The 14,743-nt window shown below is 33.4% G+C and carries 16 protein-coding genes and 2 tRNA genes; 7 read left to right on the top strand and 11 right to left on the bottom strand.

The genetic code is table 11. The annotated features are described in order from the left end of the window. The first annotated feature begins 161 nt into the window (after positions 1 to 161). From ASD98_RS04655 to ASD98_RS04645, 3 genes are all read left to right on the top strand, one after another. Positions 162 to 1,433 (top strand): patatin-like phospholipase family protein, encoded by a 1,272-nt coding sequence (locus tag ASD98_RS04655; protein WP_056200841.1) that lies wholly within the window; start codon positions 162 to 164, stop codon positions 1,431 to 1,433. Between the two features lie 127 nt (positions 1,434 to 1,560). Then, positions 1,561 to 2,379: a hypothetical protein gene (locus ASD98_RS04650; RefSeq protein ID WP_056200838.1), complete on the top strand. Its 819-nt coding sequence runs from the start codon at positions 1,561 to 1,563 to the stop codon at positions 2,377 to 2,379. 133 nt (positions 2,380 to 2,512) lie between these two features. Then, a complete protein-coding gene (locus ASD98_RS04645; protein ID WP_056200836.1) occupies positions 2,513 to 3,250 on the top strand; it encodes a DUF4369 domain-containing protein in 738 nt (245 codons plus the stop codon). 61 nt (positions 3,251 to 3,311) lie between these two features. Here ASD98_RS04645 and ASD98_RS04640 read toward each other — a convergent pair whose 3' ends face one another. From ASD98_RS04640 to idi, 8 genes are all read right to left on the bottom strand, one after another. Further along, a complete protein-coding gene (locus ASD98_RS04640) occupies positions 3,312 to 3,770 on the bottom strand; it encodes a DUF5362 family protein (protein ID WP_056200833.1) in 459 nt (152 codons plus the stop codon). A gap of 126 nt (positions 3,771 to 3,896) precedes the next feature. Further along, a tRNA-Thr gene (locus ASD98_RS04635) sits at positions 3,897 to 3,970 on the bottom strand. Positions 3,971 to 4,085: 115 nt separating this feature from the next. Continuing rightward, positions 4,086 to 4,159 (bottom strand) — tRNA-Thr (locus ASD98_RS04630). A gap of 78 nt (positions 4,160 to 4,237) precedes the next feature. Beyond that, positions 4,238 to 4,504, bottom strand: a complete 267-nt coding sequence (locus tag ASD98_RS04625; protein ID WP_012022371.1) for a hypothetical protein — start codon at positions 4,502 to 4,504, stop codon at positions 4,238 to 4,240. A 57-nt stretch (positions 4,505 to 4,561) separates the two neighbouring features. Further along, the gene (locus ASD98_RS04620; protein ID WP_056200831.1) at positions 4,562 to 5,533 is read right to left on the bottom strand and encodes a type I phosphomannose isomerase catalytic subunit; all 972 of its coding nucleotides are present in this window, start codon (positions 5,531 to 5,533) and stop codon (positions 4,562 to 4,564) included. A 64-nt stretch (positions 5,534 to 5,597) separates the two neighbouring features. Further along, positions 5,598 to 6,056, bottom strand: coding sequence for a peroxiredoxin (locus ASD98_RS04615; protein WP_056200828.1), 459 nt, complete (start codon positions 6,054 to 6,056; stop codon positions 5,598 to 5,600). Between the two features lie 3 nt (positions 6,057 to 6,059). Next, entirely contained in the window at positions 6,060 to 6,470 is a 411-nt protein-coding gene (locus tag ASD98_RS04610; RefSeq protein ID WP_053470926.1) for a 6-carboxytetrahydropterin synthase, read from the bottom strand. A gap of 21 nt (positions 6,471 to 6,491) precedes the next feature. After that, positions 6,492 to 7,019 carry an isopentenyl-diphosphate Delta-isomerase gene (gene idi / locus ASD98_RS04605; RefSeq protein WP_056200824.1) on the bottom strand — a complete coding sequence of 176 codons (528 nt, stop codon included), beginning with the start codon at positions 7,017 to 7,019 and terminating at the stop codon, positions 6,492 to 6,494. Positions 7,020 to 7,314: 295 nt separating this feature from the next. On the opposite strand from idi, the gene msrB reads away from it, so the two are divergent. Continuing rightward, a complete protein-coding gene (gene msrB, locus ASD98_RS04600) occupies positions 7,315 to 7,869 on the top strand; it encodes a peptide-methionine (R)-S-oxide reductase MsrB (protein WP_056203184.1) in 555 nt (184 codons plus the stop codon). 7 nt (positions 7,870 to 7,876) lie between these two features. Further along, positions 7,877 to 8,494: a peptide-methionine (S)-S-oxide reductase MsrA gene (gene msrA, locus ASD98_RS04595; RefSeq protein WP_056200821.1), complete on the top strand. Its 618-nt coding sequence runs from the start codon at positions 7,877 to 7,879 to the stop codon at positions 8,492 to 8,494. A 55-nt stretch (positions 8,495 to 8,549) separates the two neighbouring features. Here the strand turns inward: msrA and ASD98_RS04590 are convergent, their stop codons facing one another. Continuing rightward, the gene (locus ASD98_RS04590) at positions 8,550 to 8,987 is read right to left on the bottom strand and encodes an META domain-containing protein (RefSeq protein ID WP_056200818.1); all 438 of its coding nucleotides are present in this window, start codon (positions 8,985 to 8,987) and stop codon (positions 8,550 to 8,552) included. Positions 8,988 to 9,261: 274 nt separating this feature from the next. Between ASD98_RS04590 and ASD98_RS04585 the strand changes: the two genes are divergently transcribed. Then, complete coding sequence (locus tag ASD98_RS04585; RefSeq protein WP_056200815.1) at positions 9,262 to 10,665, top strand: aminopeptidase P N-terminal domain-containing protein; 1,404 nt, start codon at positions 9,262 to 9,264, stop codon at positions 10,663 to 10,665. Positions 10,666 to 10,846: 181 nt separating this feature from the next. Continuing rightward, a complete protein-coding gene (locus ASD98_RS04580; RefSeq protein WP_056200812.1) occupies positions 10,847 to 11,806 on the top strand; it encodes a quinone oxidoreductase in 960 nt (319 codons plus the stop codon). Between the two features lie 62 nt (positions 11,807 to 11,868). Here the strand turns inward: ASD98_RS04580 and ASD98_RS04575 are convergent, their stop codons facing one another. Both ASD98_RS04575 and ASD98_RS04570 read right to left on the bottom strand, forming a co-directional pair. Continuing rightward, positions 11,869 to 12,957 carry a hypothetical protein gene (locus ASD98_RS04575; RefSeq protein ID WP_056200809.1) on the bottom strand — a complete coding sequence of 363 codons (1,089 nt, stop codon included), beginning with the start codon at positions 12,955 to 12,957 and terminating at the stop codon, positions 11,869 to 11,871. Between the two features lie 90 nt (positions 12,958 to 13,047). Then, positions 13,048 to 14,607: an NAD(P)/FAD-dependent oxidoreductase gene (locus ASD98_RS04570; RefSeq protein WP_056200807.1), complete on the bottom strand. Its 1,560-nt coding sequence runs from the start codon at positions 14,605 to 14,607 to the stop codon at positions 13,048 to 13,050. Positions 14,608 to 14,743: the final 136 nt, after the last annotated feature.

The raw sequence follows: 14,743 nt of genomic DNA, 5'->3' as shown, positions 1-14,743 counted from the left end.
CGGGATTTTTTTTGCCCTATACTAATTTCAAATATTTAAAAAAAGGGGAATTCTCCCCTTTTATGCCGATAATCGAATCTGTATTTTTACATGTCTGAAAATCAAATAATTAAATAAATTTATTTTGCAAAAACAAGCCAAAAACCTAAATACCGGAAATCATGGAGAAAACGAAATTTATAGAAAACGGTGAAGTCTTATCGATTATAAAAGATTTAAAGGAACAAATTAAAGAGAAGAAAAAGAAATTCTCTGATATTGTAGATGCAAATGGTAACGAATATGTAGATTTAGTTCAGGAAGGCGGAGGTGTTCTCGGCGTTGCATTGGTTGGATATGTGTATGTTTTGGAACAAGTGGGAATTCGGTTTTTGAGTTTAGCCGGAACTTCAGCCGGAAGTATTAATACCATGCTGATGGCGGCGGCCGGACCAATTGATATTACAAAGTCAGAATGGATTTTAGAGTGCTTGTGTAATAAAAATTTATATGATTTTGTAGATGGCGATCACGATGCCCGAGAATTTATTGATGCATTATTGAGCGATTCCGGAAATCTTAAATTAGTTATAAAGGGCAGTCAGGTTGTAGATAATTTCAAAGATGATTTGGGATTAAATCCCGGTACTAATTTTCATCAATGGATGACAAATCTGCTTTCACAAAAAGGAATCAAAAATTATGGTGACTTAAAAGCGCTGCGTGAAAAAGGTGTTTCAAATGACAATAAATTATTTAGAATTAACAAAGTAAAACTTGGTGATAAAGAAGATTATACCAGACAAGATCATTGGAGCGAAATAGCCATAATAACCGCTGACATAACTACTGAAAGTAAAATTATTTTCCCTAAAATGATTGACTTGTTTTATTCTAATCCCGATGTTCAAAATCCTGCAGATTTTGTGAGAGCTTCCATGTCGATTCCGCTTTTCTTTACTCCATTTAAAATTAAAAATATTCCCGGCGGCGTTGAAGCATGGAACAAATGGAATGAAGCAACATGTCTGCGTGCTTCGGTTCCGGGAGAAGTTATGTTTATGGATGGCGGGATAATCTCAAATTTTCCTATTGATATTTTTCATGAGAATATGAATGTTCCGGCGTCGCCTACTTTTGGCATAAAACTCGGATATGATAAAAATGAAATCAACAAAAACGAAAAAATTACCAATATTATAAGTTCTATGTTTGACACGGCAAGATTTGGTTATGATTCAGAATTTTTAAGAAAAAATCCTGATTTTAAAAACCTTATAGGATATATCGATACCGGAAACCATAACTGGCTGAATTTTAATCTTACTGATGATGCAAAAATTGATTTGTTTATTCGCGGAGCGCAAAAAGCGGCAGAGTTCTTAAACAAATTTGATTGGGAAGAATATAAAAAAATCAGAAAAGCCAAAAGCGAATATTACAAAACCGTTTAAAAAAAAGTTGATTTACAAATAATTAAAAAACTAAAATCCTGAAAGTAGAATTTTCAGGATTTTTTTTGTGAATTATTTTTTTTATTACATTTGGATGCCTTTAATCTAATCTTAAACAAAAACCAATATGAAAAAAACGGCTATTTTACTTTCTCTAATGTGTGCTTCGGCATTTATTTATGTTTCATGTTCGAGCGATGAAGTTGTTAATCAGGCAGACACAACCGCTGTCAGCGCCTCTGTTGTAATTGACGCTATAAATGAAATGGATGTTAAAACAGGATTAACTGTAACGAATACAAATCCTGCTGCAAAACCATCTGAAACTTCTCCAGAAACTTGCGCCAATATTACGGTTACAACCCCAAACGAAACTGCTTATCCAAAAGTCTTTACTGTTGATTATGGCACAGGCTGCACAATAAATCAAATTACAAGAAAAGGAAAACTAAAAATTACGCTTTCTGGTCCAGTAATTACAACAGGAAGCAAAATGACTGTTGAAAGAATCGACTATTCTATAAACGGATATAAACTTGAAGGAACTATAGAGTATACGAATACCACTACTGTTCCAACTGTACCACAATGGAGCAGAAAAGTAACAAACGGAAAATTTACAGATTTACTTGGAAGAGTTTTTACAAATTCAGGAATACACACGATAAAACAAACCGCTGGTGTTGATACTCCATACGTATTAGAAGATAACATTTATGAAATGCCGGAAGGAAACCATACTGTTACTACAGAAAAAGGAGGAACTTTGACTTTAACTGTACAAGAAACCTTAGTTAAAAAATATTCTTGCGAGTATGTTTCTAAAGGAAAATTAAAAATTCAGGGTGGATTTTTAAACGGCGTTATTGATTATGGAAATAACGATTGTGATGCCAAATATACGTATACACATGAAGATGGAGCATCATACACATTAGCAATGTAACCAATTCATTTTTAAAAAAATATAGAGATCCCAATTTAGAAATAGATTGGGATTTTTATTTTTAGAAAAATTAACGGTGACTTATTTACATTCAAACTATTTTCTTTATTTTGCACCAAAATCCAATAAACTAATGAAAAAATCAATTATTGCCTTTACTGTCCTTGCACTACTTGCATCATGTAGCAAAAAAGAATCTGCTGCAGATAACTTACACCTGACAGGAAATATAAAAGGCTTAAAAACCGGAACTTTATATATTCAAAGAATCGTTGATACATCGCTTGTTGCTATCGACAGTGTCAAAATTGACGGAAATGCTGCTTTTGAAAGAGATATCAAATTAGAATCTCCAGAAATGCTTTATCTGTTTTTAGATCGCGGCGTAACAAATTCTTTAGACAATAATATTTTATTCTTTGCTGAACCGGGAAACATCAACATTGATACTAATTTAGATAATTTCATATCAAGCGCAAAAATTACCGGATCTAAAAACCAGGAATTATTCGAAGAATACAAAAAAGTAAATTCTCGTTTTATTGACGAAAACTTATCAATGGTTGAAGCGAGATTTAAAGCGATTAAAAGACAAGACCAAAAAGCTATTGACAGCATTGACGCAAAACAACAGTCAAATATTAAAAGAAAATATTTGTATGCTACAAACTTCGCCATTAATAACAAAGATCACGAGGTATCGCCTTATATTGCTTTAGCAGAGATTTACGACATCAACATCAAATTTCTTGATACGATTCAAAAATCAATGACTCCAAAAGTAGCACAGTCACTTTACGGAAAAAAGCTTACCAAATATGTAGCTGACATTAAAAAAGAAGAACAAAAAACTCCTGCAGCAGCAGAGTAATACATAAAAAAACGCCCTGAAATTCAGGGCGTTTTTTTTATGCTTAATTTTTAAGAAAAAATTATCTTGCTAAAAGCCCTCCTAAAGCAGCAAATACAATTATTAGCCCGTATAAAGACAACAATATAATCGTAAAAATTCCGACGAATTTGTAATGAGATTTTAAGTACCCAAATGATGCTGTTAAGGCTTCTGAATCACTCTCTCTAAAAGCTTTTTTTCCATTTGAAGCAAACTTAAATAAATAATAAACAGGGAAGAAATAAAGAACTGCAAGTAATAAATAAACAAAACTTATGATTGCGCCAAAAGAACCGCCATAAATCCCCATTCCTGGTACCGTACTTGCCATCGTAGAGAAAATTGCTCCTGCAAAAATTGCAATAATCACTAAAAAAGCAATTCCTATAAAGCCCATAATAGCCAAGAAATAAGCCCACTTAGTAGCTTCTCTTAAAAAGTCTTTTGCAGTTGAATCGAGCTGCATCTCAAATTTTTCAAATACTGAGATTTCTTCCATTTTTTATATGTTTTGGTTAAGAAACAAACATAAGGAAATTATACTACAATTGTATTTTGTAAAACTTATATAAATTGGAATTTTTGAGGCATAAAAAAACCACCACAAATTGTGATGGTTTTTTTGAGCCGATAGAGGGACTCGAACCCACGACCTGCTGATTACAAATCAGCTGCTCTAGCCAGCTGAGCTACATCGGCCTATTTTTTTATTACGGGTGCAAAGATAAAATTGTTTTTTATATTTCCAAAAATAATTTCACACCTCTCTCTATAATTAAAAAAACCACCACATTTCTGTGATGGTTTTATCTTGAGCCGGCGGAGGGACTCGAACCCACGACCTGCTGATTACAAATCAGCTGCTCTAGCCAACTGAGCTACGCTGGCGACTCATTACGGGTGCAAATATAAAGCGGATTTTCGTTTCTCCAAAATAAATTTGCACTTTTTTACACTTTTTTTTGCTTACAATGCGTTGATTTTTTCAATCAATTGATTAGCAGTTTGTTCTAATTCAACATTGATTTGTTTGAAGTGTGCTTTTTTATTTTCAACGTTTTTAGCGTTAACTTTTGTAATCAAAGTATCAAATGCAGCGATAGCCTCATCGATTAAAGCATTCGTTTCTGGAGTAGGATTTCCTGTTGTAGACATCTCAAACAAATAAACTGCCTCAATAATATCTCCTAATACAAAATTGATGTCTTTCTTTAAATTCTTAACGTTTGCCATTTTTATTATAATTTTAATTTGCGTCTGCAAAAATACACATAATCTTTAGATTACGTGCTATGAAATGTAAATTTCTAAAATTGAAGCTTTTCCACTTAAATTAAATGCATTTATCGCAGCTGGAACTAAAACGGTATCTCCTTTTATGTAAGTATGTTTAAATCCGTTGTATTCGATTTCAAAGCTTCCTTCAATACACATATAAACTGTAAATGTTTCTCCAGATTTAGAAACTTCTACTTTATCTTCTAACGGAATAAAATTTGTCGTGAAATAAGGACAATCTACAACTACGTTTGAAGTATTTGCTTGTGAATCGTATTTCTTTTGTGTGTCAACTTTATTGTAGTTAATCGCATCGAGTGCTAAATCCACATGTAGTTCTCTTTTATTTCCCTGCGCATCTACACGATCAAAATCGTACAAACGATAGGTAATATCAGATGTCTGCTGAATTTCGGCAACCACCAAACCGGCACCAATAGCATGAACCGTTCCTGTTTCTAAAAAGAAAACGTCTCCCGCTTTTGCCTTTACATCATCCAAAATAGAAACTAAAGTATTATCATGCAAATGTTTTAAATATTCCTCTTTACTTGAATCTTTTTTAAAGCCAACAATAATTCTGGAATCAGTATCTGCCTGCATTACGTACCACATTTCGGTTTTACCAAATGAGTTATGACGTTCTTTTGCTAATTTATCGTTTGGATGAACCTGAATTGAAAGATCTTCACGTGCATCTAAATATTTAAAAAGTAATGGAAACTGTTTTCCGAAACGTTCGTAAACTCTCGTTCCTAAAATTTCATTTGGAGTTTCGTCAATAAGTTCCATTAACGATTTTCCTTTTAAGTCTCCGTTAGCAACAGTACTTACATCACCTTCTACTGTAGATAATTCCCAGCTTTCACCGGTAATTTTAGAAGTGATTGGTTTGTTTAATAATGTTTTTAATTTCTCTCCACCCCAGATTCTTTCTTTCAGGATTGGTTCAAATTGAAGCGGATATAATTTTTCTGGTTTCATAATTTTTAAGTTTTCGGCTAATATCTATATTAATTAAACAATGATGTAATACTATTTTCTAAATCTACAATACTAATTCTTTTATTATATCCAGCGCTTTCGGAATATGTTTTGCGGCATTCATACTATCAAAAATATAAATAACCACTCCGTTTCTATCAATAATAAAAGTTACTCTCCCCGGTAAAAGTCCGAACAGATTATTTTTCACACCAAAAAGCTGTCTCAGTCTTTTATCCTGATCAGAAAGTAAAATGAACGGCAGTTTGTGTTTATTGGCAAATTTATGATGCGATTTTACACTATCTGCACTTATACCAATTACTTCTGCTCCTAAAGCTGCAAAATCTTCATATTGATCTCTAAAGCTGCAAGCTTCTGTCGTACAGCCTGGTGTATTATCTTTTGGGTAAAAATAAATCACTAATGGTTTTCGTCCCAAAAAATTTTGGCTTTCAAAAACTTCTCCGTGACTATTCTTTGCAGTAAAATTCGGAACTATATCTCCTATTTTTAATGACATTTATTATTCTCCTTTATAAGTTACAAAATTGCGGTCCGTTTCATAAAGCACGATTTCTAAATCAAAATCGGGCTGAATTCTTTTTCTAATTTTATTCCATATCACAACCGCAATATTTTCTGCAGTTGGATTCAAATCCTGAAATTCCGGAACATCCAGATTCAGGTTTTTGTGATCAAACGGAATTTCTACTTCTTCCAGTATAATATCCGCTAATACTTTCACATCTAAAACAAAACCAGTTTCCGGGTCAATTTTTCCTGTAACACTTACTGTTAAACCATAATTATGACCATGAAAATTGGGATTATTGCATTTTCCAAAAACGGCATTGTTTTTTTCTAATGACCAATCTTTCCTGTGCAATCGATGTGCAGCATTAAAATGCGCTTTTCTTGATATGGTTACTCTCATTTAGGTCTTTGGTTGGTTTGGTTATAATTTATGGTCTTCGAGATAATGATCAAATTCATCAAAAATTATCTTAAACCATACGGTATAAATTTCGGGCTGTTTTTCAATATCTGCTTTAACATCTTCAATACTCATCCATTTCCAGTCTTCTACTTCATCCGGATTTATATTGGGCTTTTCATCATAATAGCCAATCATAACGTGATCTAATTCATGTTCTGTTAAGCCGTTGTCAAATGGGGCTTTATAAATAAAATGAAACAGCTCTTTTAACTCTGCTTTAAAACCCATTTCTTCAAACAATCTTCGGCTTCCTGCTTCGATATTTGTCTCACCTTCACGCTGGTGGCTGCAACAGGTATTTGTCCACAGTAAAGGAGAATGGTATTTATGATGAGCACGCTGCTGCAGCATAATTTCATTTTTATTGTTTAAAATAAAAACAGAAAATGCACGATGCAGAAGTGCTTTTTCATGTGCTTCTAATTTTGGCATTAAGCCAATTTGTTCATCTTTTTGATTAACTAATATTACGTTTTCTTCTGTCATAAGGCGTATTGATGAAACAAAAATACGAAAAAAGAAATGGCTATAAAATCCTAGAAAACATTGTGAAAAGTTTAACTACTCAATGTTTTTTATAACACTTTGAATCACAACAAACTATATTTCATTTCAGATCAAAAATCCTCTAAAAATAAGATATAAAAACTACAGGTCTTTGTTTTACGTAAATAATAAAAAGTTAAAACATACTTAAATATATCTGAATTGTAATTTAGGCGACATTTCTAAGCAAAATCTCATCGTATCTTTGAAATCCAGATAAATGCAACAAAAATTTATGAAATCGAAAAACCTATTTTTTAGTCTTTGCTTTTTAATTCCGCTTTTTATTTTGCAGGCATGCGGACAAAACACAAAAAAACAACCTGCAAAAATGGTTACTATGGAAAACAAAATAAGTAAACCCGGAAATCCTTATTATTCAAACACAGATACAACTAAACTAAATGTAAGCAACGCCGAATGGAAAAAGGTTTTACCGGAAGATGTTTATGCCGTAATGCGTGAGGCTGATACAGAAAGACCTTTTACAGGAAAATACTGGAACACAGATGAAAAAGGAACATACTACTGTGCTTCATGTGGAAACTTACTTTTCAGATCGACCGCTAAATTTTCAAGCAGCTGCGGATGGCCTAGTTTTTTTGAACAAGAAAATAAAAAAAGTGTTGTTTACAAAAATGATAATTCACTTGGAATGGAAAGAATCGAAGCGCTTTGCGGACGCTGCGGCGGACATTTAGGCCACTTGTTTGACGATGGCCCGGAACCAACCGGAAAACGTTACTGCATGAATTCGATTGCTCTTGACTTTATTCCTGATAATAAATAATATACAAATGAAAAATATACTTTTAATCTGCCTTTTTGCTTTATCAATAAGCGGATTTTCTCAAAACAAAAAACCAGATCTGGAAACTATTACACTTGGCGGAGGATGCTACTGGTGTGTTGAAGCTGTTTATGAAAATCTGGACGGAGTAAAATCTGTCGTTTCGGGATTTTCGGGAGGAAAAACCGTAAATCCATCTTATGAAGGTGTCTGCACCGGAACAACCGGTCATGCTGAAGTTGTACAAATTACGTACGACAAAAATATAACTGATATTAATGAAATCTTTAAAGTATTTTTTACCGTTCATGATCCCACAACTTTAAACCGTCAGGGTGCTGATGTTGGAACACAATATCGTTCTGTAATTTTCTACAAAAATGCCGAACAGAAAAAAGCTGCCGAAAGCATTATTGCAGAATTAAACAAAGCAAAAGTTTACAATAATCCGATTGTGACGAAAATTGAACCTTATAAAGTTTTTTATAAAGCCGAAGATTATCATCAAAATTATTATGCAAACAATAAAAATCAGCCGTATTGCAAAATGGTAATTCAGCCGAAAATAGAAAAGTTTGAAAAAGTTTTTAAAGACAAACTAAAAAAGAAACAAAGTAACAGCTAACAAGAAAGGGGAAATGAAAAAATCATTTCCCCTTTCTTGTATATAGATTTTAAAACTATTGTTTTGCCACTTTTTTAAATCTCATCATTGGCACATCGCCCTCAATTAAATTTAGTTTTCCATCTTTATCGATAGAATAACTGGTGATTTTTTGAATTTGCTTTAAAAATTGCTGCTCTCCTCCGCCTTCACAAAACATCATTGTAGTTGGTCCCGCTTCTCCAAAAGTTAAAGATTTTCCGTTTAAAGTAAATGGTGCGCTGTAACCATTACATCCGTTATTGCCATAAACTTTTGTTTCTTTTTGATCAAAAGTAAGTTGCGGTTTTTTATTTGGAAATAATCCTTCAAAAGCAATTCTTGGCCCCGAAATATATTCTAATTCCCAAGTTGTATCATAAATACTGGCTGTGCCTTTTGTATCTTTTGATGCCATACACGAAGTTATTAATAAGGTTAAAACCGAAACGATTGCAATGGTATACTTTTTCATAAAATTTACTTTTTAAAGATTAATATAATTTGTTTTTTGAAGATTAAAATTATCCTTCAATATCACTTTCTCAATATTCATGCCTTGTTACAAACTTTGTCTAAAAAATAACATAGCCATCCATCAGCTAAATTTTAATACAAATTGTAATTTTCTGATCTCTAATTTACGCCATTTTATTTAAAATATTATTAATCAAACACTTAAATTCTAATATGCGATTCTAATTTTTTCGTAATTTGCATCAATCAAAAAACAAAAAAACATCAAAAAAATGAAGCAATTTCTTTTATTCTTTGCCTTTTTAATTAGTGTATTGCAAATTCAGGCGCAAGAAAACCTTCCAACAGATTATCTTTCGAAAGAATTTCACAAAGGCCGCCGCGAAGCTTTTAGAAACCTAATGCCTGCCAATTCTGTTGCCGTAGTTTTTTCTTATCCTGAAAGAGTTTTTTCAAAAGACATTAATTACAATTACCACGCAAACCCTGATATGTATTACCTCGCAGGTTATAAAGAGCCTGACGCCGTTTTATTGATCTTTAAAGAACCGCAGGGAACCGAAAAATACAATGAAGTCCTTTTTGTGAGAGAACGAAATGCTACAAGAGAAATGTGGACAGGAAGACGTTTAGGAGTTGAAGGTGCAAAAACTAAATTGGGCTTTACAACAGTTTACAACGGAAAAGATTTCAGCAATTTTGCCATTGACTTTAAAAAATTCGACAAAGTTATTTATGACAAAATTCCAACAGATCTTGAGGGAAACAACAACATTGATAATCTTCACGCATTAATTCAAACCTTTAAAGCAAAAGCTGAAATTATTCAGGAAAACGAAACTTCTATAGAGCTGTTCAATACTATTACCAATTCACTTCGCGAGATAAAAACTCCCGAAGAAATGGTGTTAATGCGTAAAACCGTAAAACTTTCATGTGTTGCACATAACGAAGTTATGAAAGCAGTTGGCCCGGATATGAGCGAAAATGAAGCCGATGGAATTCACGCTTATATTCACAGACATTATGGTGCTGAAGGCGAAGGTTATCCGCCAATTGTTGGCGCAGGAGCAAACGGATGTATTTTACATTACGGAGAAAACAATGCTGTAAAAATTGACAATCAATTATTATTAATGGATGTTGGTTCTGAATATCACGGTTATTCTGCCGATGTTACCAGAACAATTCCGGCAAACGGAAAATTTACCGAAGAGCAAAAAGCAATTTATCAAATCGTTTACGAAGCTCAGGAAGAAGTTTTTAAACTTTGTAAAGAAGGAACTCCAATTCAGGATTTAACTAAAAGATCAAGAGAAGTTGTAGCTGCAGGATTAATTAAATTAGGAATCATTACTGATCCTAAAGACGCCAGAATGTATTACCCACACGGCTGTTCTCACTTTCTTGGCCTGGACGTTCACGATAAGGGAAATTATAGTGGAACTCTGAAAGAAAACATGATTTTGACTGTTGAACCTGGAATTTATATTCCGGCAAACAGCAAATGTGATAAAAAATGGTGGAATATTGGTGTTCGCATCGAAGATGATATCGCCATCAAAAAAGATTCATATGAAAATCTTTCTGCAGATTCTCCAAGAAAATGGGACGAAATTGAAGCTTTGGCAAAACAAAAAAGCACTTTCAACGAAATGAAACTCCCTAAGATCTAATTTATTTTAGTCACAGATTAAAAGATTTTCACAGATTATATTTCAGTTTTCAACTTTAAAAAATCCTTATAATCTTTTAATCTGTGACTAAAATAAAGCAAATCAACAAGCCTCATTTAACTTTTTAATTGAGGCTTATTTTTTGATTTTTCACGTACTTTGTATTCTAAATTAATTAAAAATGAAAGCACTTACCTTCTCCTCTTTCGGAGATTCAAATGTTTTAGAATATATTGAAATCCCAAATCCTCAATTAAAAAACGATGAAATTTTAGTCGAGATGAAAGCCATCGGATTAAATTTTGCTGACGTTTACAGGCGAAAGGGAAATTATCATTTAAAAGGAAATCCGCCTTTTATTGCCGGTTACGAAGGTGCCGGAATTGTTGTCGATGCCAATAATCATCCTGAATACAAAGTTGGTGATCGTGTGGCTTTTGCCGATGCTCCATTTGCAAATGCAGAATTGGTTGCTGTAAATATAAATCACGTTTTACCATTACCTGAAAACATTTCGTTTGAAACCGCAGCTTCTGTTTTATTACAAGGTTTAACAGCGCATTATTTAGCAACAGACAGTCATAAAACTGCAAAAGGCGAAACGGTTTTAATTCATGCAGTTGCCGGCGGTGTTGGGCAGATTCTAACGCAAATCAGTAAACTTCTGGGCGCAACTGTTATTGGTTTGACCTCATCTGCCGAAAAAGCAAAAGTTGGTTTTGATCAAGGTGCAGATCATGTTTTTCTTTATAACGACGATTGGAAATCGCAGGTTTTTAAAGTTGTAACAAATGGCGTTGATGTTGTTTATGACAGTATTGGAAGCACTTTAAAAGAAAGCTTCGAAGTAACAAAAGAATGCGGGCAGGTTATTTTCTTCGGAATGGCGGGCGGTGATCCCGAGCCTGTAGATCCAAGAATGTTAATGGATGGTTCGAAAACTTTAACGGGCGGCGATTTGTGGAGTTATTTAAATTCTAAAGAAGAACGAATTAAACGTACATCTCAATTATTCAATTGGATTATAGAAGGAAAAATTAAACTTTCTGAGCCCACTTCTTTTAAATTATCAGAAGGAAAACTTGCACATGACTATCTGGAAAGCAGAAAAAGTACAGGGAAAATTATTTTGATTCCTTAATTTTTTTTCGCCGCGAATTCACGAATTATTTAAAATAAAATTCGTGAATTCGCGGCAATTATTTAAAGTTGATCAATTTCAATTTTAATCAATTCAGACAATTCTAAAATCCTGCTAACATCATCTTTATTAGCAACAAAAAATAAATAGTTATCCCCATTTGTATTATAACTCATTAATTCGAAACCTCTTTTTTCTAATGCCGTTTGAATATAAGGAAACAATTCATGACTATAGGTCTTTTCAGGATATTCGAAATTTAAATCTTCCCCAATCATTTCAGAAATAAAACATTCAGCATCTTCGGGATCGAATTTCCAGTCGCTGTTCCATGCATTTATATTTTTAAAGAAGCTAAAATGACCTTCGACTTTTTCATAATAGTCTTTTTTCTCATTTTTAAAAGCTGCAAAAAGCTTTTTCGCCTCTTTTTTGAGTTCTTTTTGTTCAATATTTCCTCTCGAAACTAATTTTACAAACGCTTCAAAAATTTCAATAGTAACTTCTTCTTTTTCTACTAAATTTTCTGATGAAGGAAGTGTAACACTTTCCGGAATTTCAATATTTAAATATTGGCAGATTCCCTGTAAAACCAATTTAAAATCTTTAATTGCTATTTCCTGGCTTTCATTTTTTGGATTATTGAAATCTAAAAGTTCACTATCCAACAATCCTTTTGTATAATCGAAAAAATGGGTTCCTGAATATAAGATTTTAAAATCGTTGGTTTCTAAACTATTGGTACAGCAAAAAAAGATAATGAAATTTTTTATGGAACGTTTAAAGAACTTTTTTTCATCAGAAGTTGGCTCCGAATAAAACTGAATGTGTATAAAATCATATTCTAATCCCTGATCTATTACATCCTGAGAAAGAACTCCAATATCCATCTTTTTATAAAGCTCATTTAAAACTTCATAAGAATTATTAAACCCTGCTTTTTTAATTTCTGCTCTGCCTTCTTCATGATCTAATGAACCGGGAAAATAAAATAAATTAACCGATACATCTTCCTTAATTCCTTTTACTTTAAGTTCGAGACTTGACTGCTCATTATATAAGTGCAAATAAATTGGATCAATAATATCAAAAGAAATAATGGATTGCGGGTCGTTATTTCGACCAAATAAATTAGAAAAGAAGTTTTTCATTAGAGTTTACAGGTTTGTTTTTTTAGAAATTCTTATAACTAAAGAATTAAATATAAGAATATTCAAATAAATAAAAAACCTGATAAATTATTATTTCAAAGTTTCAGCAATCATTAAAGCACATTTTTCACCATCAATAGCCGCAGAAATAATCCCGCCGGCATAACCTGCTCCTTCTCCACATGGGTACAAACCTTTTATTTGCAAATGTTCATAGGTTAAAGGATCTCTCGGAATACGAACCGGAGAAGAAGTCCTGCTTTCCGGAGCATGCAAAATCGCTTCATTGGTTAAATAACCGCGCATTGATTTCCCAAATTCCTTGAAACCTTCACGTAAAATCTGCGATAAAAATCCCGGGAAAACTTGCCCCATTTCAACCGAAGTTGTTCCCGGAACATACGATGTTTTCGGAATATCTGCCGAAACTTTATTTTGGGTAAAATCAATCATTCTTTGAGCCGGAACTTTCTGAGTTTGTCCCGCCAAATGCCATGCTTTTTGTTCAATGCTTTTTTGGAATTCAACTCCCGCCAAAGCACCGAATTTTGCAAAAGGCTTAAAATCTTCTAATTTTAATTCGATTACAATTCCGGAATTCGCCGTTGCCTGATCACGTTTAGATGGTGACCAGCCGTTGGTAACCACTTCGCCCGGACTTGTCGCACAAGGCGCAATTACACCACCCGGACACATACAAAACGAGTACATTCCGCGTCCGTTCACTTGTTTTACAATCGAATATGGGGCTGGCGGCAAATGTTCGCCGCGATAATCACAGCTGTATTGAATGCTATCGATTAACTCCTGCGAATGTTCTGCACGAACTCCCAATGCAAAAGGTTTGGCTTCGATTAAAATTTTCTTTTTATCCAGTAATTCAAAAATATCACGAGCTGAATGCCCGGTTGCCAAAATCAATTTGTTAGCCAGAATTTTATCTCCGTTTTGAGTTACAATTCCTTCAACTTCATTGTTCTTAACCAAAATATCAGTAACTCTGGTATCAAACAAAACCTGACCGCCAAACTCGATAATTTTATTTCGAATGTCTTCAATAATCTTAGGAAGTTTATTGGTCCCAATGTGCGGATGCGCTTCAACCAGAATATCTTCTGAAGCTCCAAAAGCTACTAAAAGTTCTAAAATTCGGGTTACATCGCCACGTTTTTTCGAACGAGTATATAATTTCCCATCAGAATAAGTTCCGGCTCCGCCTTCTCCAAAACAATAATTAGAATCTTCGTTTACAATATGTTCTACATTTATTGCTTTCAAATCGCGTCGGCGTCCGCGAACGTCTTTTCCACGTTCGAGTACAATTGGTTTTAAGCCCAATTCAATTAATTGTAAAGCTGCAAAAAGTCCGGCAGGGCCTGCACCAACCACAATCACTTCCTGCGCAGAAGAAACATCTTTATATAGAGGAAGTTCAATTTTAGTTTCCTGAAACGGTTCTCCTTTTAAGTATATAATAACTTTCAAATTGATTTTTATCGCTTTTTGGCGTGCATCAATCGAACGTTTTAAAATTGTAATATGCTGAATTTCCTGCGGAGAAACTTTTATTTGTTTAGACAAATAGTCTTTAAGCAGCGATTCATTTGCTGCGATTTCCGGCGTTACCTGAAGTAAAAGTTCTCTTGGCATTGTATCTTTTTTATTCTATTAGCTTTTCTTTCTATGAAAAGAAGATGCAAAAGTACTATTTTGAAATGAGATTTCATCTTTAGTGTAAAATTTGCCCACAGATATAAACAGGTTTTATACTTAACATCTTTGTAAT

This window comes from Flavobacterium sp. Root186, from assembly GCF_001428525.1.
Lineage (GTDB): Bacteria > Bacteroidota > Bacteroidia > Flavobacteriales > Flavobacteriaceae > Flavobacterium.
This window is presented reverse-complemented; position numbering and strand designations above follow the sequence as displayed.